This is a genomic window from Streptomyces macrolidinus (assembly GCF_023887685.1).
Lineage (GTDB): Bacteria > Actinomycetota > Actinomycetes > Streptomycetales > Streptomycetaceae > Streptomyces > Streptomyces macrolidinus.
Genome location: NZ_JAMWMR010000002.1, coordinates 126,425 through 152,022, shown reverse-complemented (window position 1 = coordinate 152,022; position 25,598 = coordinate 126,425). Strand labels below are relative to the sequence as shown.

Annotated in this window: 17 protein-coding genes and 1 tRNA gene; 10 read left to right on the top strand and 8 right to left on the bottom strand. The window is 69.8% G+C overall.

All coding sequences use genetic code 11. The features are described from left to right. Positions 1-40: 40 nt before the first annotated feature. The 4 genes from NGF19_RS02870 to qcrB all read left to right on the top strand — a co-directional run bounded on the left by NGF19_RS02870 (position 41) and on the right by qcrB (position 9,077). Positions 41-772, top strand: coding sequence for a VIT1/CCC1 transporter family protein (locus NGF19_RS02870; RefSeq protein ID WP_252421911.1), 732 nt, complete (start codon positions 41-43; stop codon positions 770-772). A gap of 418 nt (positions 773-1,190) precedes the next feature. Further along, complete coding sequence (gltB, locus tag NGF19_RS02865) at positions 1,191-5,804, top strand: glutamate synthase large subunit (RefSeq protein WP_252421909.1); 4,614 nt, start codon at positions 1,191-1,193, stop codon at positions 5,802-5,804. Further along, positions 5,797-7,260 (top strand): glutamate synthase subunit beta, encoded by a 1,464-nt coding sequence (locus NGF19_RS02860; protein WP_252421908.1) that lies wholly within the window; start codon positions 5,797-5,799, stop codon positions 7,258-7,260. Before gltB ends, NGF19_RS02860 begins: the two co-directional genes overlap by 8 nt. Positions 7,261-7,415: 155 nt before the next feature. Then, positions 7,416-9,077 (top strand): cytochrome bc1 complex cytochrome b subunit, encoded by a 1,662-nt coding sequence (qcrB, locus tag NGF19_RS02855; protein ID WP_252421907.1) that lies wholly within the window; start codon positions 7,416-7,418, stop codon positions 9,075-9,077. 3 nt (positions 9,078-9,080) lie between these two features. Here qcrB and NGF19_RS02850 read toward each other — a convergent pair whose 3' ends face one another. Then, positions 9,081-9,980 carry a hypothetical protein gene (locus NGF19_RS02850; protein ID WP_252421906.1) on the bottom strand — a complete coding sequence of 300 codons (900 nt, stop codon included), beginning with the start codon at positions 9,978-9,980 and terminating at the stop codon, positions 9,081-9,083. A 161-nt stretch (positions 9,981-10,141) separates the two neighbouring features. On the opposite strand from NGF19_RS02850, the gene NGF19_RS02845 reads away from it, so the two are divergent. The 4 genes from NGF19_RS02845 (at position 10,142) to NGF19_RS02830 (ending at position 16,021) form a co-directional block, all read left to right on the top strand. Then, positions 10,142-10,477 carry a chorismate mutase gene (locus NGF19_RS02845; protein ID WP_252421905.1) on the top strand — a complete coding sequence of 112 codons (336 nt, stop codon included), beginning with the start codon at positions 10,142-10,144 and terminating at the stop codon, positions 10,475-10,477. Positions 10,478-10,620: 143 nt separating this feature from the next. Continuing rightward, complete coding sequence (pepN, locus tag NGF19_RS02840) at positions 10,621-13,107, top strand: aminopeptidase N (protein WP_252421904.1); 2,487 nt, start codon at positions 10,621-10,623, stop codon at positions 13,105-13,107. Between the two features lie 158 nt (positions 13,108-13,265). After that, entirely contained in the window at positions 13,266-14,621 is a 1,356-nt protein-coding gene (locus tag NGF19_RS02835; RefSeq protein WP_252421903.1) for a pyridoxal phosphate-dependent decarboxylase family protein, read from the top strand. Further along, positions 14,618-16,021, top strand: coding sequence for a lysine N(6)-hydroxylase/L-ornithine N(5)-oxygenase family protein (locus NGF19_RS02830; protein ID WP_252421902.1), 1,404 nt, complete (start codon positions 14,618-14,620; stop codon positions 16,019-16,021). Before NGF19_RS02835 ends, NGF19_RS02830 begins: the two co-directional genes overlap by 4 nt. A 72-nt stretch (positions 16,022-16,093) precedes the next feature. Here NGF19_RS02830 and NGF19_RS02825 read toward each other — a convergent pair whose 3' ends face one another. Continuing rightward, complete coding sequence (locus NGF19_RS02825; RefSeq protein ID WP_252421901.1) at positions 16,094-17,899, bottom strand: 5'-nucleotidase C-terminal domain-containing protein; 1,806 nt, start codon at positions 17,897-17,899, stop codon at positions 16,094-16,096. A gap of 179 nt (positions 17,900-18,078) precedes the next feature. Between NGF19_RS02825 and pyk the strand changes: the two genes are divergently transcribed. Then, the gene (pyk, locus tag NGF19_RS02820; protein WP_252421899.1) at positions 18,079-19,515 is read left to right on the top strand and encodes a pyruvate kinase; all 1,437 of its coding nucleotides are present in this window, start codon (positions 18,079-18,081) and stop codon (positions 19,513-19,515) included. Positions 19,516-19,533: 18 nt separating this feature from the next. Here pyk and NGF19_RS02815 read toward each other — a convergent pair whose 3' ends face one another. After that, entirely contained in the window at positions 19,534-20,292 is a 759-nt protein-coding gene (locus NGF19_RS02815; protein WP_252421897.1) for a helix-turn-helix domain-containing protein, read from the bottom strand. Positions 20,293-20,394: 102 nt separating this feature from the next. Continuing rightward, positions 20,395-20,468 (bottom strand) — tRNA-Leu (locus NGF19_RS02810). A gap of 103 nt (positions 20,469-20,571) precedes the next feature. Between NGF19_RS02810 and NGF19_RS02805 the strand changes: the two genes are divergently transcribed. Next, entirely contained in the window at positions 20,572-21,222 is a 651-nt protein-coding gene (locus NGF19_RS02805; protein ID WP_252421895.1) for an ANTAR domain-containing response regulator, read from the top strand. Positions 21,223-21,302: 80 nt separating this feature from the next. Here NGF19_RS02805 and NGF19_RS02800 read toward each other — a convergent pair whose 3' ends face one another. From NGF19_RS02800 to NGF19_RS02785, 4 genes are read right to left on the bottom strand one after another with little or no spacing between them, the layout of a single operon-like run. Further along, positions 21,303-22,019 carry an ABC transporter ATP-binding protein gene (locus NGF19_RS02800; protein WP_252421893.1) on the bottom strand — a complete coding sequence of 239 codons (717 nt, stop codon included), beginning with the start codon at positions 22,017-22,019 and terminating at the stop codon, positions 21,303-21,305. Further along, positions 22,016-22,885, bottom strand: a complete 870-nt coding sequence (locus tag NGF19_RS02795) for an ABC transporter ATP-binding protein (RefSeq protein ID WP_252421891.1) — start codon at positions 22,883-22,885, stop codon at positions 22,016-22,018. The genes NGF19_RS02800 and NGF19_RS02795 overlap by 4 nt, the downstream gene beginning before the upstream one ends. A 5-nt stretch (positions 22,886-22,890) precedes the next feature. After that, positions 22,891-24,663: a branched-chain amino acid ABC transporter permease gene (locus NGF19_RS02790; protein WP_252422216.1), complete on the bottom strand. Its 1,773-nt coding sequence runs from the start codon at positions 24,661-24,663 to the stop codon at positions 22,891-22,893. Between the two features lie 5 nt (positions 24,664-24,668). Further along, positions 24,669-25,598, bottom strand: a complete 930-nt coding sequence (locus NGF19_RS02785) for a branched-chain amino acid ABC transporter permease (RefSeq protein ID WP_252421889.1) — start codon at positions 25,596-25,598, stop codon at positions 24,669-24,671.

Below are 25,598 nucleotides of genomic sequence, written 5' to 3'. Positions count from 1 at the left end.
AAGTGGAAACAGTCCAATCAAGCATGTTGGGGGCTGGGGCATGGCCATCATCGAGACCAAAGCGACGCTGCACGAGGCGCACCGGAACAACCACACCCACCGCGATGTCAACGGTGGCTGGCTGCGCCCGGCCGTCTTCGGTGCGATGGACGGGCTGGTGTCCAATCTGGCGCTGATGACGGGCGTCGCCGGGGGAGCCGTCAGCCGGCAGACCATCATCATCACCGGCCTGGCGGGCCTGGCCGCGGGCGCCTTCTCCATGGCCGCCGGCGAGTACACCTCCGTCGCCTCGCAGCGCGAACTGGTCGAGGCCGAACTCGACGTCGAGCGGCGCGAGCTGAAGAAGCACCCGGAGGGCGAGGAGGAAGAGCTGGCGGCGCTCTACGAAGCCCGCGGCGTCGAGCCCGGCCTGGCCCGTGAGGTCGCCCGGCAGCTCTCCCGCGACCCCGAGCAGGCCCTGGAGATACACGCGCGCGAGGAGCTGGGCATCGACCCCGGCGACCTGCCCTCGCCGATGGTCGCCGCCGTCTCCAGCTTCGGGTCCTTCGCGCTCGGCGCCCTGCTGCCCGTCCTCCCGTATCTGCTGGGTGCCAGCGCCCTGTGGCCCGCCGTGCTGCTCGCGCTCGCCGGGCTCTTCCTCTGCGGCGCGGTCGTCGCCAAGGTCACCGCGCGGAGCTGGGGGTACAGCGGGCTGCGGCAGCTCGCCCTCGGTGGCGCCGCCGCGGGCGTGACCTTCCTTCTGGGCACCCTGTTCGGTACCGCCGTAGGCTGACGCGTGCGACTCCAAGGGCCTGTCTGACAATTCCCTGTCAGACAGGCCCTTGTGCGAGGAGCCTCGCACAAGGAGTTGTTTTACCCGGCGGTTTCGACCGGGTTACCGCCGGGCATGACCCGTAAGCAGCGCGGGCAATGACGCCTGCTTCGCAAGAGATCGCGGCGGGCGACGAGGCCCGCCGCACCCCGGGCCGACGGACATCGATCTGTTCCCCCGCGCCCCCTCGTAAGTCCCCACACCGTGCAGCAGTGGACCTCCCGCGCCGTACCCCGGCGATGTCCGCATGGTGGAACGAGCTATCCGTCTCACGGAACAGGCTCCATCATCTGAACTGCACGGAATCACGCACTCCACGCGGAGGGCCAACGTCGTCCCTCGGCACCAGCACCATGCCACGACGACGACGGGAGAGCCGATGCGTACGCCGCGCCAGCCGTCCCAGCACTCCGCGACGGACCGGACCTGGTCCTTCATGGATGCCCGCCCTGCCGCGCAGGGCATGTACGACCCCCGCGACGAGCACGACGCCTGCGGCGTCGGCTTCGTAGCGACCCTCACCGGTGAGGCGAGCCACACACTGGTCGAGCAGGCGCTCACCGTGCTGCGCAACCTCGAGCACCGCGGCGCCACGGGCAGCGAGCCCGACTCCGGAGACGGCGCCGGCATCCTCTCCCAGGTCCCCGACGCCTTCTTCCGAGACGTGGCCGGATGCGAGCTGCCCGAGGCGGGCGCCTACGCGGTCGGTATCGCCTTCCTGCCCACGTCCGGCACCGACGAGGCCGTCGCCCGGATCGAGGCGATCGCCGCGGACGAGGGCCTGACCGTCCTCGGCTGGCGCACGGTCCCCGTCGCCCCCGAGCTGCTCGGCGCCACCGCCCGCTCGACCATGCCCCACCTGCGCCAGCTCTTCGTGACCGACGGCGTGCGCACCGGCATCGACCTCGACCGCAAGGCGTTCGCGCTGCGCAAGCGCGCCGAACGCGAGGCCGGCGTTTATTTCCCGTCGCTGTCCGCCCGCACCATCGTCTACAAGGGCATGCTGACCACCGGCCAGCTCGAACCCTTCTTCCCGGACCTGTCCGATCGCCGCTTCGCCACCGCGATCGCGCTGGTCCACTCGCGCTTCTCCACCAACACCTTCCCGAGCTGGCCGCTCGCCCACCCGTACCGCTTCGTCGCGCACAACGGCGAGATCAACACGGTCAAGGGCAACCGCAACTGGATGCGCGCCCGCGAGTCACAGTTGATGTCCGAGCTGTTCGGGCCGGGGGAGAAGCTGGCACGGCTGTTCCCGATCTGCACCCCCGACGCCTCCGACTCCGCCTCCTTCGACGAGGTCCTGGAACTGCTGCACCTCGGCGGACGTTCCCTGCCGCACTCCGTGCTGATGATGATCCCGGAGGCCTGGGAGAACCACGCCTCCATGGACCCGGCCCGGCGCGCGTTCTACGAGTTCCACTCCACGCTGATGGAGCCCTGGGACGGCCCGGCCTGCGTCACCTTCACCGACGGCACCCAGGTCGGCGCCGTACTGGACCGCAACGGACTGCGCCCCGGCCGCTACTGGGTCACCGACGACGGCCTGGTCGTCCTCGGCTCCGAGGTCGGCATCCTGGACATCGAGCCGTCCCGGGTCGTCCGCAAGGGGCGGCTGCAGCCCGGCCGGATGTTCCTCGTCGACACCGCCGAGCACCGCATCATCGAGGACGAGGAGATCAAGGCGACCCTCGCCGCCCAGCAGCCCTACCAGGAGTGGCTCCAGGCCGGGGAGATCGAGCTGGGCGACCTGCCCGAGCGCGAGCACATCGTCCACACCCACGCCTCGGTCACCCGCCGCCAGCAGACCTTCGGCTACACCGAGGAGGAACTGCGCGTCCTCCTCGCACCGATGGCCAAGACCGGCGCCGAGCCCATCGGCTCCATGGGCACGGACTCGCCGATCGCTGCGCTCTCCGAGCGCCCCCGGCTGCTCTTCGACTACTTCACCCAGCTCTTCGCGCAGGTCACCAACCCGCCCTTGGACGCGATCCGCGAGGAGCTGGTCACCTCCCTGCGCTCGTCGCTGGGCCCGCAGGGCAATCTGCTGGAGCCGACCGCCGCGTCCTGCCGCAGCGTCGTCCTGCCCTTCCCGGTCATCGACAACGACGAGCTGGCCAAGCTGATCCACATCAACGCCGACGGCGACATGCCCGGGATGAAGGCCGCCACGCTCTCCGGTCTCTACCGGGTCTCCGGCGGCGGTGCCGCCCTCGCCGCGCGCATCGCGGAGATCTGCGCCGAGGCCGACGCCGCGATCGACAACGGCGCCCGGCTGATCGTCCTCTCCGACCGCCACTCGGACGCCGAGCACGCGCCGATCCCGTCGCTGCTGCTCACCGCGGCCGTCCACCACCACCTCATCCGCACCAAGCAGCGCACCCAGGTGGGCCTGCTCGTCGAGGCCGGTGACGTCCGCGAGGTCCACCATGTCGCCCTGCTCATCGGCTACGGCGCCGCCGCCGTCAACCCGTACCTCGCGATGGAGTCCGTCGAGGACCTCGTCCGCGCGGGTACGTTCCTGCCGGGCATCGAGACCGAGAAGGCCATCCGCAACCTGATCCACGCCCTCGGCAAGGGCGTGCTGAAGGTCATGTCCAAGATGGGCATCTCGACCGTCGCCTCCTACCGCGGCGCCCAGGTCTTCGAGGCCGTCGGCCTGGAGGAGGGCTTCGTCGCCACGTACTTCGACGGCACGGCCACCAAGATCGGCGGCGTCGGCATCGACGTCATCGCCCAGGAGGTCGCCGCCCGCCACGCCAAGGCCTACCCCGCCTCCGGTATCGCCCCCGCGCACCGCGCGCTGGAGATCGGCGGCGAGTACCAGTGGCGCCGCGAGGGCGAACCGCACCTCTTCGACCCCGAGACGGTCTTCCGCCTCCAGCACGCCACCCGCACCGGCCGCTACGACGTCTTCCGCCAGTACACCTCCCGCGTGAACGAGCAGTCCGAGCGGCTGATGACCCTGCGCGGCCTGTTCGCCCTGAAGACAAGCAAGGACGGCGCCTGCGGACGCGAGCCGATCCCGCTCGACGAGGTCGAGCCCGTCTCCGAGATCGTCCGGCGCTTCTCCACGGGCGCCATGTCGTACGGCTCCATCTCCCAGGAGGCGCACGAGACGCTCGCCCTCGCCATGAACCGGCTGGGCGCCAAGTCCAACACCGGCGAGGGCGGCGAGGACGCCGAGCGCCTGTACGACCCGGCGCGCCGCTCGGCGATCAAGCAGGTGGCCTCCGGCCGCTTCGGCGTGACCTCCGAGTACCTGGTCAACGCGGACGACATCCAGATCAAGATGGCCCAGGGCGCCAAGCCCGGCGAGGGCGGCCAACTGCCCGGCCACAAGGTGTACCCGTGGGTGGCCAGGACCCGGCACTCGACGCCGGGCGTGGGGCTCATCTCCCCGCCGCCGCACCACGACATCTACTCCATCGAGGACCTGGCCCAGCTCATCCACGACCTCAAGAACGCCAACCCTTCGGCCCGCATCCATGTGAAGCTGGTCTCCGAGGTCGGGGTCGGCACGGTCGCCGCGGGCGTCTCCAAGGCGCACGCCGACGTCGTCCTGATCTCCGGGCACGACGGCGGCACCGGCGCCTCCCCGCTGACCTCCCTCAAGCACGCGGGCGGACCCTGGGAACTCGGCCTCGCCGAGACCCAGCAGACGCTGCTGCTCAACGGGTTGCGCGACCGTATCGTCGTCCAGACCGACGGCCAGTTGAAGACCGGCCGCGACGTCGTCATCGCCGCCCTCCTCGGCGCCGAGGAGTTCGGATTCGCGACCGCGCCGCTCGTCGTCTCCGGCTGCGTCATGATGCGCGTCTGCCATCTGGACACCTGCCCGGTCGGCATCGCCACCCAGAACCCGGTGCTGCGCGAGCGCTTCACCGGCAAGGCCGACCACATCGTGAACTTCTTCCAGTTCATCGCCGAGGAGGTCCGCGAACTGCTGGCCGAACTCGGCTTCCGCTCCATCGAGGAGGCCGTCGGCCACACCGAGGTCCTCGACGTACGGCGGGCCGTCGACCACTGGAAGGCACAGGGCCTGGACCTGGAGCCGCTGTTCCACGTCCCCGAACTGCCGAAGGGCGCCGTACGCCACCAGGTCATCGCCCAGGACCACGGTCTGCAGAAGGCGCTCGACAACGAGCTGATCAAGCTCGCCGCCGACGCCCTGGCCGCGGGCTCGGCGGCCGACGCCCAGCCGGTGCGCGCCCAGGTCCCGATCCGCAACATCAACCGCACGGTCGGCACCATGCTCGGCCACGAGGTGACGAAGAAGTTCGGCGGCGCGGGCCTGCCCGACGACACGATCGACATCACCTTCACCGGCTCGGCGGGCCAGTCCTTCGGCGCGTTCCTGCCGCGCGGCATCACGCTGCGCCTGGAGGGCGACGCCAACGACTACGTCGCCAAGGGCCTGTCCGGCGGCCGGGTCGTCGTCCGCCCGGACCGCGGCGCCGAGCACCTCGCCGAGTACGCGACGATCGCGGGCAACACCATCGCCTACGGCGCGACCGGCGGCGAGCTGTTCCTGCGCGGCAGCACGGGCGAGCGGTTCTGTGTTCGCAACTCCGGTGCGCTGGTGGTCGCGGAGGGCGTGGGCGACCACGGCTGCGAGTACATGACCGGCGGGCACGCGGTCGTGCTCGGCGAGACCGGCCGCAACTTCGCGGCCGGTATGTCCGGTGGCATCGCCTACGTCCTCGATCTGGACCGCGACCACGTCAACGTCGGCAACCAGGACGCCGTCGAGGCCCTGGACGACACCGACCGACAGTGGCTGCACGACGTGGTGCGCCGCCACGCCGAGGAGACCGGTTCCACGGTCGCCGGGAAGCTCCTGGCCGAATGGCCCGTGGCCGTGGACCGCTTCAGCAAGATCATCCCCCGTACGTACAAGGCAGTGCTCGCCGCCAAGGACGCCGCCGAGCGAGCCGGTCTCTCCGAGACCGAGATCACCGAGAAGATGATGGAGGCGGCGACCCATGGCTGATCCCAAGGGCTTCCTGACGCACGGCCGCGAGGTCGCCGCGTCCCGTCCGGTGGACGAGCGCGTCAAGGACTGGAACGAGGTCTACGCCCCCGGCTTCCTGCTGCCGATCATCAGCACGCAGGCGAGCCGCTGCATGGACTGCGGCATCCCGTTCTGCCACAACGGCTGCCCGCTCGGGAACCTGATCCCCGAGTGGAACGACTACGCCTACCGCGGCGACTGGTCGGCCGCCGCGGAACGGCTGCACGCGACCAACAACTTCCCCGAGTTCACCGGCCGGTTGTGCCCGGCCCCCTGTGAGTCGGCGTGTGTGCTCGGCATCGGGCGGCAGCCGGTCACCATCAAGAACGTCGAGGTCTCGATCATCGACAGGGCGTGGGACAGCGGTGCCGTGAAGCCGCGCGTGCCCGAACGCCTGTCGGGCAAGACGGTCGCGGTCATCGGCTCGGGCCCGGCCGGTCTCGCCGCCGCCCAGCAACTGACCCGGGCGGGCCACACGGTCGCGGTGTACGAGCGTGCGGACCGCGTCGGCGGTCTGCTCCGCTACGGCATCCCCGAGTTCAAGATGGAGAAGCGGCACATCAACCGCCGTATCGAGCAGATGCGCGCGGAGGGCACCCGGTTCCGTACGGGCGTCGAGATCGGCCGCGACATCACGGCGACGGACCTGCGCAAGCGCTACGACGCGGTGGTGATCGCGGCGGGTGCGACGACGGCCCGCGATCTGCCGGTCCCCGGCCGCAAACTCACGGGCGTGTACCAGGCGATGGAGTATCTGCCGCTGTCCAACAAGGTCCAGGAGGGTGACTACGTCACCGCGCCGATCTCGGCCGAGGGCAAGCATGTCGTCGTGATCGGCGGCGGTGACACGGGCGCCGACTGCGTGGGCACCGCCCACCGTCAAGGCGCGGCCTCCGTCACGCAGTTGGAGATCATGCCCCGCCCGAACGACGAGCGGCACCCGGTCGACCAGCCCTGGCCGACCTTCCCGATCCTCTACAAGGTCACCTCGGCCCACGAGGAGGGCGGCGAGCGGGTCTACTCCGCCGCCACCACCCACTTCGAGGGCGACGAGGACGGGCAGGTGCAGTGGCTGCATCTGGCCGAGGTCGAGTTCGTGGACGGCAGGCCGGTCCACAAGCCCGGCACCGAGCGGAAGATCCCGGCCCAACTGGTCACCCTGGCCATGGGGTTCACCGGCACCGACCAGCACAACGGACTGGTCGACCAGTTCGGCCTGGAGCTGGACGCGCGCGGCAACATCGCGCGCGACGCGGACTTCGCGACGAACGTCCCCGGAGTGTTCGTGGCGGGCGACGCCGGCCGCGGCCAGTCCCTCATCGTGTGGGCCATCGCCGAGGGCCGCTCGGCGGCGCGCGGCGTCGACCGCTTCCTCACCGGCGCGAGCGACCTGCTGGCCCCGATCCGCCCGACGGACCGCGCGCTCACGGTCTGACCCACCCAGGCGGCGCCTGCCCCCGGTCCCGACCGGACCACCGGCAGGCGCCGCCGCGCGTCCCGGCTCCAAGGGTGACCGGATCCCGCCGTCACCCCTCTTGGTCCGCGCCGCCCGCCGTGCCACTCTGAAGTGAAGCGTGGGGGAGGCGTTCCATGGACGACGGCCTACGAACGGCGAACGACCCGACGGGTGGCGGGAGTTCGCGACGCGGACATCCGGCGGGCAAGGGCGAGCGGCTCGCCGACTGGACCGACGGCCGCCTCGGCACGCACCGGTCCGCCAACTACCTGATGCGCAAGGTGTTCCCGGACCACTGGTCCTTCATGCTGGGCGAGGTCTGCCTCTACAGCTTCCTCGTCCTCATCCTCACCGGCATCTATCTCACGCTCTTCTTCGAACCGAGCAGCGCGGAGACCGTCTACCACGGCTCCTACAACCCACTCAACGGCGTCCTCATGACCAGGGCGTACGAGTCGACGCTGCACATCAGCTTCGACGTACGCGGCGGACTGCTCATCCGGCAGATCCACCACTGGGCGGCCCTCGTCTTCGTCGCCGGGATGCTCATCCACATGATGCGGGTGTTCTTCACCGGCGCCTTCCGCAAGCCCCGCGAAGTCAACTGGCTGTTCGGCTGGACCCTGCTGTTCCTCGCCCTGATCACCGGCCTCACCGGCTACTCGCTCCCCGACGACCTGCTCTCCGGCACCGGCGTCCGCTTCGCCCAGGGCGCCATCCTGTCCGTACCGGTCATCGGCACGTATCTCGCGTTCTTCCTCTTCGGCGGCGAGTTCCCGGGCCACGACATCATCCCGCGATTCTTCCCGATCCATGTGCTGCTGCTGCCCGGGATCATGCTGGGCCTGGTCGTCGCCCATCTGATCCTGGTCTTCTACCACAAGCACACCCAGTACCCCGGACCCGGACGCGACGAGAAGAGCGTGGTGGGCATGCCGCTCATGCCCGTCTACACCGCCAAGGCCGGCGGGTTCTTCTTCCTCGTCTTCGGTGTCCTGGCGCTGCTCGGCGGGATCGCCACCATCAACCCCGTCTGGTCCTTCGGCCCCTACCGGCCCGATCTGGTCACCACCGGCGCCCAGCCCGACTGGTACCTCGGCTTCTCCGAGGGCCTGATCCGGGTGATGCCGGGATGGGAGATCAACGCCTGGGGCCACACCCTCCAACTGGGCGTCTTCATCCCCTTCATGCTCTTCCCGCTCATCATGCTCGCCATCGGCGTCTACCCCTTCGTCGAAGCATGGGTGACCGGGGACAAGCGCGAACACCACATCCTGGACCGGCCACGCAACGTCCCCGTCCGCACCGCCCTCGGCGTGGCCTGGCTCTCGCTGTACGCGGTGCTGCTCGTGGGCGGCGGCAACGACCTGTGGGCCACCCACTTCCACCTCTCCATCAACGCGATCACCTGGTTCGTCCGCATCGCGTTCTTCGTCGTACCCGTCCTCGCGTTCGTCCTCACCAAACGGATCTGCCTCGGGCTCCAACGCCGCGACCGCGACAAGGTGATGCACGGCCGGGAGACCGGCATCATCAAACGGCTCCCCACCGGCGGATACGTCGAGATCCACGAACCCCTCTCCCCGGAACGGCTGTTCACCCTCACCCAGCACGAGCAGGCACCCCCGTACGAGATCGGACCGCTCGTCGACGCGGGCGGCGTCACCCGGCAGATCGGGCGCGCCCACCGGCTGCGCGCCCGCCTCGCCAAGGCGCTGTACGGGCCCCAGGCACGCATCCCCAAGCCCACGGCGGAGGAGTACCGCGAACTCACGAGCAAGGGCGACCACCACTGAACGTCAGGTGTCGCACTCCAGCACCGTCCGGCACAGCCCGCACCGCGCCCGTACCCGCCCGCGCACCGGCACCCTGATCCGCTGCCCGCACGTCGGGCACGGGAAGGAGACCTGCAGCGGGCCACCGCCGTCACCCCGCGTGAAGGAGTACGGCGCATCCGGACGCGGGCCGGGGCCCGACCGCTCCTGGGCATGGCGGCGATCCCGGGCATAGCGGCGGCGGCCCGCCCACCCGGCCGCCGTCAACGGCGGCTGCTGCCCGTCGCGGCGGGCCAGCGCCAGGCCCTTCGTGTACGCCGTGTACGCCTGCGGGCTCGTGAACCAGATCGCCGGGTCCTCATCGAACAGCAGCGCCCGCTTGGCCAGCACGTAACCGAACTCCTCCGGGGTGAGATAGCCGAGCTTCTGCGACGTCAGCGCGTCCTCGCGGAAGGCGTCCAGGAGCAGCCAGCCGGCGCCCAGATACGTCGTCGCCGTGTCGGTCAGGATCTCGTTGTCCCGCGTCCCGGCGAACGACAGGCCGAGGCGGTGCAGATACACATGCATCACCTCGTGCGCGAGGGCCGCGCCGATGTCCCGCCGATGCGTGCGGAACCGGTCGTTCAACTCGATGAAGTACTCGGGCCCCGCGGCCAGTTCGACGTTGGCCGCAAAGGTCATCTCACGGAAGCTCACGACCATCCGGGCATCCGGCAGCCGGTAGTGCCGCACCAGCTCCCGCGCCACCCGCTGAGTGCCCAGATACAGATCGTCCTGATCGCAGAACGCCACATCGGCCGGGGCCACACTCGTCGCGAAGGTCCGCACCGTGTCGTACGACAGCCGCTTGTACAACGCCGTGATCGCCGCCCGCACCGTGTCCAGATGCGGAAACCCGTGCTCGACCGGACCGCCGTTCGCCACGCCCGCACCCCCAAAGACGCCCGCACTGCCCCCACTGTAGACGCGCCCGCACCCGAGGACCGGGCACACACGGGCGCCGCGGACAACGGCACCGCGCACGGACGATCCGGACTGTGGACACAGCGGATCAGGACGCCCCGTACCCCCTACGCTGATCCCTCATGACCCCCCGCGACACCGCCGCCCCGGACGCCGACCCCGCCGTCCGTGCCGAACTCGCCCGGCTGCGCGACAGCATCGACAACATCGACGCCGCCCTCGTCCATATGCTCGCCGAACGCTTCAAGTGCACCCAGCAGGTAGGCCACCTCAAGGCCGCGCACCAGTTGCCGCCCGCCGACCCCGCGCGCGAAGCCGCCCAGATCGCCCGGCTGCGCAGGCTCGCCGAGAGCGCCAAGCTCGACCCCGCGTTCGCCGAGAAGCTCCTCAACTTCATCATCGCCGAGGTGATCCGGCACCATGAGCGGATCGCGGAGGACACCGCCGACGGGAAGTGACCCCCGCGCCCCGCACCCCCGCGCCCCGCGCCCCGCGCCCCCGCACCCCGTGCCCCGTCCGACGCATCGGCGCGGACGGCGGCCCCGAGGCGTGTACCGGACCGCCCCTGTGCCCCGCGGGCGGCGTCAGGCAGCATGTCCCCATGTCCGTACTGACGCGCGATGAAGCGCAGACCCGTGCCCGGCTCCTCGATGTCCACCGCTACGAGATCGCCCTCGACCTGACCCGCGGCGACGAGACCTTCGACTCCCGAACCCTCATCCAGTTCACGGTGCGCGGGGACCAGGCCGCGGACACCTTCGTGGAGTTCAAGCCCGCCGAACTGCGCAGCGCCACCCTCGACGGCGCACCACTGGACCCCACCACCCTCACCGACAACCGGCTGCCGCTCAAGGACCTCACGCCGGGCCCGCACGAACTGCGCGTCGACGTCGCGATGCACTACTCGCGCACCGGCGAGGGCATGCACCGCTTCACCGACCCCACCGACGGCGAGACGTACGCCTACACCCAGTTGTTCATGCACGACGTCCAACGCGTCTTCGCCGCCTTCGACCAACCCGACCTCAAGGCCGTCTTCGACCTGACCGTGACCGCCCCCGACGGCTGGAGCGTCCTCGCCAACGGCATCACCACCCACCAGGGCGACGGCACCTGGCGCGCCGCGACCACCCCGCCCCTGTCCACCTACCTCATCGCCGTCGCCGCCGGACCCTGGCACTCCGTCCGCACCGAACACCGCGGCCTGCCCTTCGGCATCCACTGCCGCCGCTCCCTCGCCCCCCACCTCGACGCCGACGCGGACGAACTCTTCGAGATCACCCGCCAGTGCTACGACCGCTACCACGAGAAGTTCCAGGAGCCCTACCCCTTCGACTCCTACGACCAGGCGTTCGTCCCCGAGTTCAACTCCGGCGCCATGGAGAACCCCGGACTCGTCACCTTCCGCGACGAGTTCGTCTACCGCTCCGCCGTCACCGACACCGAGCGCCAGACCCGCGCCATGGTCATCGCCCACGAGATGGCCCACATGTGGTTCGGCGACCTCGTCACCCTGCGCTGGTGGGACGACATCTGGCTGAACGAGTCCTTCGCCGAGTACATGGGCTACCAGACCCTCACCGAAGCCACCCGCTTCACCGACACCTGGACCGACTTCGCCGTCGCCCGCAAGTCCTGGGGATACGACGCCGACCAGCGCGTCTCCACCCACCCCGTCGCCCCCGAAGCCGTCGAGGACACCGCCGCCGCACTCCTCAACTTCGACGGCATCTCCTACGCCAAGGGCGCCTCCGCACTGCGCCAACTCGTCGCCTGGCTCGGCGAGAAGGACTTCCTCGCCGGCATCAACACCCACTTCGCGCGCCACCGCTTCGGCAACGCCGCCCTCGCCGACTTCATCGACTCCCTCGCGAGCGTCACCGACCGCGACGTCCACGCCTGGGCCGACGCCTGGCTGCGCACCACCGGCGTCGACACCCTCACCCCCCGGCTCACCCAGACCCCCGACGGCACCAGCACCCTCACCGTCGAACACCACGGCAGCCGCCCGCACCGCATCACCGTCGGCCTCTACGACCACCACCTCCCCGACGGCGCCCTCACCCCGCGCGAACGCCTCGACCTCGACATCCCCCAGACCGCACCGCTCCGCCTCGGCAAGCGCCCCGCCCTGCTCCTCCTCAACGACGGCGACCTCACCTACGCCAAGATCCGCTTCGACCCCGACTCCTTCACCGCCGTCCGCGAGGCCCTCTCCACCCTGCCCGACCCCCTCACCCGCGCCGTCATCTGGAACGCCCTGCGCGACGCCGTCCGCGACGGCGACCTGCCCGCCACCACCTACCTGGAGACCGCCCGCACCCACCTGCCCCACGAGAGCGACCTCGCCGTCGTCGACGCCGTCCTCGCCTTCGCCCGCGCCCACATCGCCGACCGCTACCTCACCCCCGACCAGCGGCCCGCCGCCCTCGCCACCCTCACCGACCTGTGCCGCGACCTCATCCGCCGCACCGAGGACGGCTCCCACCCCGGACTGCGCCTGATCGCCGTACGCCACTTCATCGACGCCGCCGCCCACCCCGACACCCTCGCCGCCTGGCTCGCCGACGGCACCGTCCCCGGCGGCCCCGAACTCGACCCCGAACTGCGCTGGCGCACCCTCGCCCGCCTCGCCGTCCTCGGCGCCGTGGACGAGACGGCGATCGCCGAGGAACTCGAGCGCGACCCCAGCGCCACCGGCCAGGAAGGCGCCGCCCGCTGCCGCGCCGCCCTGCCCGACCCCGCGAGCAAACAGCGCGCCTGGGACGCCATGTTCACCACCGACGACCTGTCCAACTACCTGTTCACCGCCACCGCGGAAGGCTTCTGGCAACCCGAACAGGCCGAACTCCTCGGGGCGTACGCCGACCGCTACTGGGCCGACGCCCCCGCCCTCGCCGCCCGCCGCGGCCCCGCCATGGCCGCCGCCGCGGGCCGCTGGGCCTTCCCCCGCCATGCCATCCGCCCCGACATGCTCCGCCAGGGCGAACAGTGCCTGAGCGAAGCCGACCCGATCCCCGCCCTGCGCCGCCGCCTCATCGACGAACTGGACGATCTGGCACGGGTGTTGCGCGTACGCGAGGCGTAGACACCGCGAGCCGGCCGGGCGCTCGGGGCCCCGGCCGGCCCCTCTCCGCCGCCCAGGAGTACCTCCTTCGGGTCTGATCACGGCTGCCGTCTGGCGATCCGAACTCCCCGCCGTGCAGGCTTGGTTCTCCCGCCGTGCGCCAGGGAGGACCACCCCCCATGAGCCTGCCATCTCTCGCCTCAGGACCCCAAGGACCGGACGCACTACGCCCGTTGCTCGCCACCGTCCTCGACGCCCTGGCCGAGGGCACCCGCGCACGCGGCGGACCACTGCCCGCGGGCGGCCCGCAGACCGTCGCCGCACGGCTGCGCTCCACCGTCGGCGACATCCTCCCGGACGACGGCGACCCGAACGCCCTCCACACCCTCGTCCGCGCCCTCGCCGAAGGCGCCGCCGACCCCGCCGACCCCCTGTGCGCCGCCCATCTGCACGGCCCGCCCCTCGCCGTCGCCACCGCCGCCGACCTCGCCGCCTCCGCCCTCAACCCCTCCCTCGACTCCTGGGACCAGGCCCCGGCCGCCTCCGAGCTGGAGACCCTCGTCACCCGCGCCCTCGCCCGAGAGACCGGCGCCACCGACGCCCTCGTCACCACCGGCGGCACCGAATCCAACCTCCTCGCCCTCCTCCTCGCCCGCGAGACCCTCGGCCCCGTCCGCCTCGTCTGCTCGACCGCCGCCCACCACTCCCTGCCCCGCGCCACCTGGCTCCTCGGCCTGCCCGAGCCCGTCCTCGTCCCCGCCCCCCACGGCACCCTCGACCCCGCCGCCCTCGACCACACCCTCACCACCCTCACCGGACCCGCCCTCGTCGCCGCCACCGCAGGCACCACCGACGCCGGACTCATCGACCCCCTGCCCGCCCTCGCCGACATCTGCACCACCCACGGCGCCCGCCTCCACATCGACGCCGCCTACGGAGGCGGACTCCTCTTCAGCGACCGCCACCGCCCCGCACTCACCGGCCTCGACCGCGCCCACACCGTCACCCTCGACCTGCACAAGCTCGGCTGGCAGCCCGTCGCCGCCGGACTCCTCACCGTCCGCGACCCCCACGACCTGCACGCCCTCCACCACCGCGCCGACTACCTCAGCGCCACCGACGACACCGAAGCAGGCATCCCCGACCTCCTCGGCCGCTCCCTGCGCACCACCCGACGCCCCGACATCCTCAAGATCGCCGTCACCCTCAAGACCCTCGGCCGCAGCGGACTCGGCGCCCTCGTCGACCAGGTCTGCGCCCGCGCACACCAACTCGCCGACCTCATCGAGGCCCACCCCACCCTCGAACTCCACTCCCGACCCACCATCAGCACCGTCCTGTTCCGGCCCACCGACGCCCCCGACGACACCGTCGCCGCCCTCCGCCGCACCCTCCTGCACGACGGCCACGCCGTCCTCGGCCGCGCCCGCCTCGACGGCCGCCTCTGGCTCAAGGCCACCCTCCTCAACCCCCACACCCGCCCCGGCGACCTGGCCGCACTCCTGAAACCGGCAGAAGGAAGCACCCCCCGATGACCAACCCCCCACCGCACGACCCCCCACCACCCCACGACCTCATCGGCATCGGCATCGGCCCGTTCAACCTCTCCCTCGCCGCCCTCGCCCACCCCCTCACCCACCTCTCCACCGCCTTCTACGAACAACGCCCCCGCTTCGACTGGCACCCCGGCCTCCTCATCGACGGCGCCACCCTCCAAGTCCCCTTCCTCGCCGACCTGGTGACCCTCGCCGACCCCACCAGCCCCTGGACCTTCCTCAACCACCTCAGGACCCGCGAACGCCTCTTCCCCTTCTACTTCGCCGAGCGCTTCCACATCCCCCGCGCCGAATACGACGCCTACTGCCGCTGGGTCGCCGACAACCTCCCCTCACTCCACTTCGGCCACCAGGTCGAAGCCGTCCGCTGGAACCCCCGAACCACCCTCTTCGACGTCGACTTCACCCAACTCGACATCGACGGCACCGCCACCTCCCTCGGCCGCGCCCACGCCCGCAACATGGTCCTCGGCATCGGCACCGCACCCCACGTGCCCGAACCCCTGCGCCCCCTCGTCGACACCCCCGACGCCCTCGTCCTCCACGCCGCCGACTACCTCGCGCACCGCGAGAGCCTCCTGGCCGCCGAGCACATCACCGTCGTCGGCGCCGGACAGTCGGGCGCCGAGATCTTCCTCGACCTGCTGCGCCACCGCCCCACCGGCCACGAGAAGATGCACTGGCTCGCCCGCACCGAGGCCTTCGCCCCCATGGAGTACTCCAAGCTCGGCCTGGAACACTTCACCCCCGACTACACCCGCTACTTCCACGGCCTCGCCGAATCCGTACGCGACCGCCTCGTCCCCGCGCAATGGCAGCTTCACAAGGGCATCGACGCGGCCACCCTCGCCGCCCTCCACGACGAGCTGTACCGCCGCACCCTCCACGGCCACTGGCCCGACACCGTCCTCACCCCCGGCGTCCGCGTCCACACCGCCGAGCGCACCCCCGGCGGAGCGATCCGACTCGACCTGGAACACACCCAGCAGGGCACCCGCACCCGCCTCACCACCCACGCCGTCGTCCTCGCCACCGGCTACCGCCAGCGGCCCCTGGACCGCGTCCTCGCCGGGCTCGCCCCCCACCTGCACCGCGACCGCAGCCGACGCCCCCGCATCGACGAACAGTTCCGCCTGGTCCTCGACCCCGCCATCACCGGATCCGTCTACGTCCAGAACGCCGAACTCCACACCCACGGCGTCGGCGCCCCCGACCTCGGCCTCGCCGCCTGGCGCAGCGCCACCATCCTCAACTCCCTCACCGGCAAAGAGCATTACCCCCAACCCCGACGAACCGCCTTCACCACCTTCGGACTTCACCAACAGGCCGTACCCGACGCACCCGACCACACCACAGAAGCCCTCATCGACCAGACCTGAACACCCCTGAACACACCGAGGGCCCGGCCGAACCCGGCCGGACCCTCGACAACCCTTCAGAACACCCCAGCGCTAGAACATCGGCGTACCGTTCCGCGTCAGCCGCCAGTCCACCGACGCGAAGTCCTTCGGGTCCAGCACACCCTTCGCGGTCACCCACTCCGCGATCCGCGTCCGGATCTCCGTCGACTCCGACCACAACTCCTTCGCCGACGCCACATACGGGAACGCGCCACCACCGTTCGCACGGTAGTTGTTCACCGCGAACACGAACTCCTGCGCGTCGTCCAGAGGCGCGCCGTCGAAGGTCAGGTTCTTGATCCGCGAACCCGCCGGCTGCGCGACGTCGATGTCGTACCGCAGCCCCGACACATAGTCGTAGTTGTAGTCGGGCCGGTTGTTCGCGTTCGTCAGCTTCTCCACGTCCACCGGCGCGTCCGCCGCCGTCTGCACGAAGTACTCCGCCGAGTACTCCAGGTACGCGCGCACCTGCGCACCCGTCATCAACTTCGCGACCAGCGTGTTGTCATACACATACAGACTCGACAGATCCCGGATCGTCACATCACCGGCCGGGATCTGCGACGTACGCGAGAACGGCGACGCCTGCGAGAGCACCGGCAGCGACGCGTACGCGCCACCCGCCAACGCCCCCTTGACCACGTCCTCCTGGACCTTGTTGATCAGATCGATGATCGAGGCGTCCTTGTACCGGGCGTCGACCGTCGTCAGCGTCTCCGTCGCCCGGCCCACCACCTGGTTCACGTACGTCACCACGGCCTCGTGCTGCTTCGCCAACAGCCGCGTGATCTCCGGGTCGTCCGCCACCGTCCTGGAATCGCGCAGCGACGCCGCCACCGACTCCACCCGCCAACTGCCCTTCTCGAAGACCAGATCGATGTCGAACAGCGCCAACCGCTCCGCGAAGCACAGCGGTTCCGACAGCACGACCGTCTTCCCCGTCGCCTCGTTCGTGACCTTCAGCTCCGGGATCTCCAGATGCGCGTGGCCGACCAGGATCGCGTCGATCCCGGGCACCAGCCGGGCCACATTCGCCGCGGCGTTCTCCACGTACGGAACCTGATCACCGTACGACGACGTCCCGTCCGCACCCGAGTGCGCCGACACGATCACCACGTCCGCACCCATCGACCGCAGCTTCGGCACCCACTTCGCCGCCTGCTCCTCCAGCCCCGGGAACGTCAACTTCCCCTGCACATACGCCTTGTCCCAGATCGCGATACCCGGGTTCGTCAGCCCCAGCACCGCGACGGTCACCGGCGCCGCGCCCTTCACATGGAACTTCTTCATGAAGTACGGCGCGAAGGCCGGCTTCAGCGTCTTCGCGTCCAGCGCGTTCGCACCGAGCAGCGGGAAGTCGCACTGCGACTCGAACTTCCGCAGCGTCTCGATGCCGTAGTTGAACTCGTGGTTCCCCAGCGCCACCGCGTCGTACCCGATCGCGTTCATCGCCCGCGCCATCGGGTGCACCGGGCCGCCCTTGGCCGTGATCGGGTCGACCTTCGCGTAGTAGTACGTCAACGGGGTGCCCTGGATCGTGTCACCCGCGTCCAGCAGCAGGGTGTTCTCCCGGCCCTTCTCCGCGCGGACCTGCTTCACCAGCGTCGAGATCCGCGACAGACCCGTCGCGTTGCCCGCCGTGTCCGTGTACTCCGCGTCCTTGAAGTAGTCCCAGTTGAACGCGTGGCCGTGGAGATCGGTGGTACCCATCACGGTCAGCGAATGCCGCTTGAGACCCTTCTTCGCCTGCTCGGCCGGCGCGGCCTGCGCCGCCGGAGCCGCCACGGCACCGGTCAACGCCACCCCCGCCCCGGTCACGGCGGAACTCTTCAGAAACGTACGGCGGTTGAACGGCATGCTGGTGACTCCTCCGGGGAACGGTCAATGACGCGCGTAGATTGTGGTCCCGTCACCACCACGCGCAACAGCCCCAGAAGGTTGCGATCTGATGACCACCAGGCGATCAGTGACGGACCATCAGCGTGCGAGCGCCGACTCCCCGCCCACTACCAGTCGGTAAGGCCTAGGCTCGAACCATGCGCCGAGCGAAGATCGTCTGCACCCTGGGGCCCGCCACCGACTCGTACCACCAGATCAAGGAACTGGTCGAAGCCGGAATGGACATCGCCCGCTTCAACCTCAGCCACGGCAGCCACGCCGACCACGAGGAGCGCTACCGGCACGTCCGCCAGGCCTCCGAGGAGACCGGCCGCACCGTCGGCATCCTCGCCGACCTCCAGGGCCCCAAGATCCGACTCGGCCGCTTCACCGAAGGCCCCGTCCTCCTCGAACGCGGCGACACCTTCACCATCACCGTCGAAGAAGGCGCCGAAGGCGACCGCCACACCTGCGGAACCACCTACCCCGGACTCGCCACCGACGTCACCCCCGGCGAACGCATCCTCGTCGACGACGGCAAGGTCGCCCTCGACGTCACCTCCGTCGACGGCCCCCTCGTCCACACCACCGTCGTCGAAGGCGGCATGGTCTCCGACCACAAGGGCCTCAACCTCCCCGGCGTCGCCGTCTCCGTCCCCGCCCTCTCCAAGAAGGACGAGGACGACCTCCGTTGGGCACTGCGCACCGGCTGCGACACCATCGCCCTCTCCTTCGTCCGCACCGGCAGAGACATCAAGGACGTCCACCGCGTCATGGACGAAGAAGGCCGACGGCTCCCCGTGATCGCCAAGATCGAGAAGCCCCAGGCCGTCCAGAACATCGACGACATCGTGGCCGCCTTCGACGGCATCATGGTGGCGCGCGGCGACCTCGGCGTCGAAATGCCCCTGGAACAGGTCCCGATCGTCCAGAAGCGCGCCATCAAGCTCGCCCGGCGCAACGCCAAACCGGTCATCGTCGCCACACAGATGCTCGACTCGATGATCGACAACTCCCGCCCCACCCGGGCCGAGGCCTCGGACGTGGCCAACGCGGTGATCGACGGCACGGACGCCGTGATGCTCTCCGGCGAGACCAGCGTCGGCAAGTACCCCGTGGAGACGGTCGCCACGATGGCCCGCATCATCGAAGCGGCGGAGGAGGACATCCTCGCGGGCGGGCTGCCGCCCCTGACCGACAACGACAAGCCCCGCACCCAGGGCGGCGCGGTCGCCCGCGCGGCGGCCGAGATCGGCGACTTCCTCGGCGCCAGGTTCCTCGTCGCCTTCACCCAGTCCGGCGACACCGCCCGCCGCCTGTCCCGCTACCGCTCCCCGATCCCCCTCCTCGCCTTCACCCCCACCCCGGCCACCCGCTCCCAACTCAACCTCACCTGGGGCGTGGAGACCTTCCTCGGCCCCCATGTCGACTCCACGGACGCGATGGTGGACCAGGTCGACGAACTGCTCCTGAACTACGGCCGCTGCGAGCGGGGCGACGTCGTGGTCATCACAGCGGGCTCCCCGCCCGGGGTCTCGGGCTCCACGAACATGGTCCGCGTCCACCACATCGGCGAGGACGACAGCCCTCGGTAGGGCGGCGCGTGGGTGGGGTCAGTACTTGGGGCCCACGTGGATGTCGAGGAGGGCAACGGAGGCCTTGCGGGCGATGGAGACGTTGCGGCCGTTCACCTTCCACTCCACGTGGACTCGATCGAGGGTGTCGGTGAAGAGCCGGATGATGTCCTCTGACACGTTGGTGAAGAAGTAACGCGGGTATTCGTAGCGCTTGCGCTCACCGGCGATCACCTTGGTCGTCCAGTTGACGATGCGACAGCCGTCGGAGTGGATGAGGCCGCGGATGAACTCCCAGGGGTGAGCATCCACGATGTCCTGCTGCCAGGGTTCGAGGATGATCCGGCGCTCGTGCTTCTTGCCAGGGCCGTGCTGAGGGAACAGGCAGGGCCAGTGCTTGCTGAAACAGGAGACCGCGAAGCACCCCTGCTTCTTCACGCGGCATACGCGGTTGTCCGGGCGCACGGCGTACAGCGCGGCTTCACAGGCGTCGATGATGCCCGGCCAAGCCTGGTCCAGCACGATGCGCATGACGTGGACGCCCCGGCGGTGGGCGCTGATGTGGCCGTCGCCGAGATAGAGGCCCAGGAGGTAGGCGTACGCTGCCGGTTCCTCGGGCGGGGCGGGCTCGTCCTGGCACCTGGGGCAGGCACGGCCTTGGCGCTTGCGCGGCTCGATGCACGTTCGCCAGGAACGGATGGTTGCCCGGGATATGCCCGTCTCCTTGCTGATGGAGCTCAGGCTGCGCCCCTCAGCGACCAGCGCCAGGGTTCGTTCACGAGTACCCATGTCGTACATGTGGCCACTCTGTGCGACTGAGCGTCGTCCCGTGCAGCAAAAAGCGGAGGTTCACGCGAACGTGGACCTCCGCTAGGCCTGACCTTGGAATCGAAGGTGAAGTGCCCCGGGTGGGATTCGAACCCACGCTGTCGGTGGTTTGAGCACCGTGCCTCTCGCCGCTGGGCTACCGGGGCTCCTTCAATACGAAGGTTGGCGGTCACCCGCCGTGCTCTACCTTACCGCAGCTAGGTACGCTTCTGGGAGCAGTATCCTGCCTGCCCGTAACGAGGAGCCCCCGTGACCGCCCCCGAGTCGCCCCAGCCTGTCGATGATGACGACAAGTCGCATGTGCCTCCGCTGACGACCCGTGTCGTCATCGCCGAGGACGAGGCGCTCATCCGGCTCGATCTCAAGGAGATGCTCGAGGAAGAGGGCTATCACGTCGTCGGTGAGGCCGGTGACGGTGAGCGGGCCGTCGAGCTGGCGCGGGAGCACCGGCCCGACCTGGTCATCCTCGATGTGAAGATGCCGAAGCTGGACGGTATCTCGGCGGCCGAGAAGATCGCCGAGGAGTGCATCGCCCCGGTGCTCATGCTGACGGCGTTCTCGCAGCGTGATCTGGTCGAGCGGGCGCGGGACGCGGGTGCGATGGCGTATCTGGTGAAGCCGTTCAGCAAGAGCGATGTCGTACCGGCGATCGAGATGGCCGTCTCGCGGTTCACGGAGCTGAAGACGCTGGAGAAGGAGGTCGTGGACCTCACTCAGCGGCTGGAGACCCGCAAGCTGGTGGACCGGGCGAAGTCGGTGCTGCAGACGGAGTACGGGCTGAGCGAGCCCGCGGCCTTCCGTTGGATCCAGAAGACGTCGATGGACCGGCGGATGTCGATGCGCCAGGTCGCCGAGGCCGTGATCCAGGACGGTGAGGAGAAGAAGGCGGCCAAGGGCTGACCTCGTCCGCCGTACGGCTGTGTGTGGAAGAGGCCCGCACCCCGGTGATCCGGGGTGCGGGCCTCCTGCCTGCCCGGTGCTCAGTCTTCGCCCAGGTAGGCCTTCCGTACGGATTCGTCGTGCAGCAGGTCCTGGCCCGTGCCGGACAGCACGATGGAGCCGACTTCCATGACGTGGCCCTGGTCGGCGAGGGAGAGCGCGGCCTGGGCGTTCTGTTCGACGAGCAGGATCGTCGTGCCCTGGGCCTTCAGTTCGGCGATCGTGGACATGATCTTCTGCATCATGATCGGCGAGAGCCCCATGGAGGGTTCGTCGAGCATGAGGAGTTTGGGTTGGGACATGAGGGCGCGGCCCATGGCGAGCATCTGCTGTTCGCCGCCGGAGAGGGTGCCCGCGGCTTGTTTGCGGCGTTCGCCGAGGATGGGGAAGAGGTCGTAGGCCCGTTGGATGTCCTTCTCGATGCCGTCCTTGTCCTTGCGGAGGAAGGCGCCGAGTTGGAGGTTCTCCGCGATGGACAGGCGGGGGAAGATGTGCCGTCCTTCGGGGGAGTGGGCGAGTCCGAGGGCGACGATCTTGTGTGCGGGTGTGCCGGTGAGGGGCTTGCCGTCGAAGGTGATGGTGCCGGAGGTGGGTTTGAGGAGGCCGGAGAGGGTGCGCAGGGTGGTGGTCTTGCCGGCGCCGTTGGTGCCGATGAGGGTGACGACCTGGCCGGCTTCGACGCTGAAGGAGATGCCTTTGACGGCTTCGATCTTGCCGTAGGCCACCCTGAGGTCCTGGACCTCGAGCAGTGCGGTCACTGGGAGTCTCCCTCGGTGCTGCCGGTGGTGCTGTCTGCGGGTGCGTCGGCGGCGGCTTCGGCTGCGGCGACCTCGGCGGCTTCCTCTTCTCCGGGTTCGCCTTCGAAGGGTGTGCCGAGGTAGGCGGCGATGACGCGTTCGTCGGCCTGGACGACGTCGGAGGTGCCTTCGACGAGCTTCTCGCCCTGGACGAGGACGGCGACGCGGTCGCAGAGGTTGAAGATGAAGCGCATGTCGTGCTCGATGACGAGGACGGCGATGCCCTTGTCGCGGATGGCGAAGACGAGTTCCTCGGTGGCCCGGGTCTCCTGGGGGTTCATGCCGGCGGTGGGTTCGTCGAGCAGGAGGAGTCCGGGTTCGCTGGCCAGTGCGCGGGCGATCTCCAGCTTGCGTTGTTCGCCGTAGGGCAGGTTGCGTGCGAGGTGGTCGCGCTTGTGGTCGAGGCCGACGAAGGCGAGGAGGTCCATGGCGCGTGCCTCGGACTCCTTCTCGGCCTTCTTGAAGCCGGGGCCGCGCAGGAGGGCCGACCACAGGCCTTCCTTGGTGCGGGTGTGGCGTCCGACGAGGACGTTCTCCAGGACGGTCATGTTGGCGAAGAGCCGGATGTTCTGGAAGGTGCGGGCGATTCCGGCCTGGGTGACGAGGTGGGGTTTGGGGGGCAGGACGGTGCCCTGGTAGGTGACGGTGCCCTCGGTGGGGATGTACAGGCCGGTGAGGCAGTTGAAGAAGGTCGTCTTGCCGGCGCCGTTGGGGCCGATGAGTCCGACGATCTCGCCGCTGCCCACGGTGAGGTCGACGGAGTGTACGGCGGTGAGGCCGCCGAAGCGCATGGTGACGGCGCGGGCTTCGAGTACGGGTGTGGTCATGGTGGTCAGGCCCCCGCCTTGGTGACGGCCGGTTCGTCGGGTTGTGCTGGTGTGTCGGGTGTGTTGCTGTCGTGGAACTCGAGTTGGCGGCGGCGGTTGGCGATGATGCCTTCCGGCCGGAAGCGCATGAGGAGGACGAGTGCGATGCCGAAGGCGAACAGCTCGTAGTTCTTGAGGAATTGGAGCTTCTCGGGGATGAGGTAGAGCAGGCTGGCGCCGAGCAGGGGTCCGCTGACGGTGCCCATGCCGCCGAGGACCACGGCGGCGAGGAGGAAGGCGGAGTTGGGCGGGGCGGCGCCGGCGAACTGGTAGGGCTGCGGGTTGACGCTGTAGTTGACGTGGGCCATGACGGTGCCGGCGAGTCCGGCGAGGGCGGCGCCGAGGGCGAACGCGATGAGCTTGACCCGGAAGCCGTTGATGCCCATGGCGGTGGCGGCGGTCTCGTCTTCGCGGATGGCGATCCAGGAGCGGCCGATACGGGAGTCGGCGGCGCGGGTGAAGACGAGGACGACGATGGCCGTGAAGAAGAGCATCAGGAACAGGTAGTTGGCGAACCGGCCGAGGGTGAAGCTGCCGACGTCGTGGGCGTCTCCGAGGTTGAACCCGAAGATTTCGAGGTCGGGGATGCGGGAGATGCCGTTGGGTCCGTTGGTGAGGTTGGGGCCGGAGACGCCGTCGAGGTTGTTGACGGCGATGCGGAAGATCTCTCCGAAGCCGAGGGTGACGATGGCGAGGTAGTCGCCGCGCAGGCGCAGGGTGGGTGCGCCGATGAGGACGCCGAAGACGAGCGAGGCGGCCATGCCGGTGAGGGCGGCGGCCCAGAAGGGGAATTGGACGCCGGAGAAGCGGGAGAACTCGGAGCCGGAGACGAGGGCTGCGGCGTAGGCGCCGACGCCGAGGAAGGCGACGTATCCGAGGTCGAGGAGTCCGGTGAGGCCGACGACGATGTTGAGGCCGAGGGCGACGGTGGCGAAGACGAGGATGCTGACGCCGAGGTTGGCGTTGTGGTCGTTGTCCTGGGTGAAGGGGAAGACGGCGACGGCGACGAAGGCGAGGGTGGCGGAGAAGCCCTTGTGTCGTGCGCTGATGCCGGCGTAGCGGTCGAGGAGTCCGGCGTGGACCAGGGCCCAGGTGGCGAAGACGATGGCGAGGAGGTAGCCGATGAAGGTTTCGCTCTCGTCGTCGTTGATGCCGATGCCGTAGGTGAAGACGATGAGGGCGACGGCGGTGCCGAGGGTGATGACGGCGCGTTCGGCGAGGGCGGGGAGCGGGCCGGGGCGGGGCTGGTCGGGTTTGGTGAGGTAGCCGCGCAGGCCGGTTCCGGGGGCGGGGTGGGGCAGGGCGAGGGCGCCGATGACGGGGAGTGCGGAGGCGGCGACGGCGACGTAGGCGCCGGGGGCGAGGTTGACGAGGCCGCCGAGGTCGACGGCGATGGCGATGGCGGCGAACCAGCAGACGGTGAAGGCGGACAGGGCCGTCATGAGGACGGGGGAGGTGGCGCCTGCGGGGTTGAGCCGGTGCAGTCCTCGTACGTTCCACAGGGTGAGGGAGTACAGGAGGGTGAGGGCGCCGGCGACGATGGCGAGGATCTGGAGTCCCGCCGGGTAGCCGTAGATGGTGAGGTCGCCGGGGAAGTTGGAGCTGTAGGTCCAGGACAGGAAGGCGCTGGCGATGGTTCCGGTGGCGCCGAGGGATACGAGGGCGCGGGCGGCGGGGGCGGGGAGGGGTACAGGTCCGCGCTGGGTCTCGGTCGCGATGTTGGTGGTGGTGTGGGTCATGGTGGTCACGCCCTGTCCGTGACGCGTTCGCCGAGCAGGCCTTGTGGTCGGAAGAGGAGGACGAGGATGAGGAGGACGAAGGCCCATACGGCGGCCCAGCCCTGTCCGCCGAACTGCTCCATGCCGGGGATGTCGGCGACGTAGGCGGTGGCGAGGGCTTCGGCGAGGCCGAGGACGAGGCCGCCGAGCATGGCGCCGTAGATGTTGCCGATGCCGCCGAGGACGGCCGCGGTGAAGGCCTTGAGTCCGGCGACGAAGCCCATGCTGTATTCGAGGGAGCCGTACTTGACGCCGTAGGCGACGCCGGCGACGGCGGCGAAGAAGCCGCCGATGGCGAAGGCGATGACGATGATGCGGTTGGTGTCGATGCCCATGAGCTGGGCGGTGTCCGGGTCCTGGGCGGTGGCCTGCATGGCGCGGCCGGTGCGGGAGAGGCGGACGAAGAAGGCGAGGGCGGCCATGCAGAGGGGGGCCGCGACGATGAGGAAGACGTCGCCGCTCTGGATGTTGACGGAGCCGAGGTGGTAGGGCCCGAAGGGGAGTTGGGGGAAGACGCGGGCGGCCTTGGCGTTGGGGTACCAGTTGAAGACGGCCTGCTGGAGGGCGAGGGAGAGGCCGATGGCGGTGATGAGCGGGGCGAGGCGTGGTGCTCCGCGCAGGGGGCGGTAGGCGAAGCGTTCGGCGCCGACGGCGATGAGTACGGAGACGAGGGCGCCGCCGAGGAGCATGGCGGGGAGGGCTATCCACATGGATATGCCGTCCGGCAGGGCGAGATAGACCGTGAGGGCTCCGAAGCCGCCGGTCATGAAGATCTCGCCGTGGGCGAAGTTGATGAGCTGGACGATGCCGTACACCATCGTGTAGCCGATGGCGATCAGCCCGTACATCGAGCCGAGGAACAGCCCGTTGGCCAGCTGCTGCGGCAGGGTGTTCAC

Bases quoted from the DNA above. Each gene is read 5' to 3' on its own strand.
- NGF19_RS02870 (WP_252421911.1), top strand. From the start codon at position 41: ATGGCCATCATCGAGACCAAAGCGACGCTGCACGAGGCGCACCGGAAC.
- gltB (WP_252421909.1), top strand. From the start codon at position 1,191: ATGCGTACGCCGCGCCAGCCGTCCCAGCACTCCGCGACGGACCGGACC.
- NGF19_RS02860 (WP_252421908.1), top strand. From the start codon at position 5,797: ATGGCTGATCCCAAGGGCTTCCTGACGCACGGCCGCGAGGTCGCCGCG.
- qcrB (WP_252421907.1), top strand. From the start codon at position 7,416: ATGGACGACGGCCTACGAACGGCGAACGACCCGACGGGTGGCGGGAGT.
- NGF19_RS02845 (WP_252421905.1), top strand. From the start codon at position 10,142: ATGACCCCCCGCGACACCGCCGCCCCGGACGCCGACCCCGCCGTCCGT.
- pepN (WP_252421904.1), top strand. From the start codon at position 10,621: ATGTCCGTACTGACGCGCGATGAAGCGCAGACCCGTGCCCGGCTCCTC.
- NGF19_RS02835 (WP_252421903.1), top strand. From the start codon at position 13,266: ATGAGCCTGCCATCTCTCGCCTCAGGACCCCAAGGACCGGACGCACTA.
- NGF19_RS02830 (WP_252421902.1), top strand. From the start codon at position 14,618: ATGACCAACCCCCCACCGCACGACCCCCCACCACCCCACGACCTCATC.
- NGF19_RS02825 (WP_252421901.1), bottom strand. From the start codon at position 17,899: ATGCCGTTCAACCGCCGTACGTTTCTGAAGAGTTCCGCCGTGACCGGG.
- pyk (WP_252421899.1), top strand. From the start codon at position 18,079: ATGCGCCGAGCGAAGATCGTCTGCACCCTGGGGCCCGCCACCGACTCG.
- NGF19_RS02815 (WP_252421897.1), bottom strand. From the start codon at position 20,292: ATGTACGACATGGGTACTCGTGAACGAACCCTGGCGCTGGTCGCTGAG.
- NGF19_RS02795 (WP_252421891.1), bottom strand. From the start codon at position 22,885: ATGACCACACCCGTACTCGAAGCCCGCGCCGTCACCATGCGCTTCGGC.
- NGF19_RS02790 (WP_252422216.1), bottom strand. From the start codon at position 24,663: ATGACCCACACCACCACCAACATCGCGACCGAGACCCAGCGCGGACCT.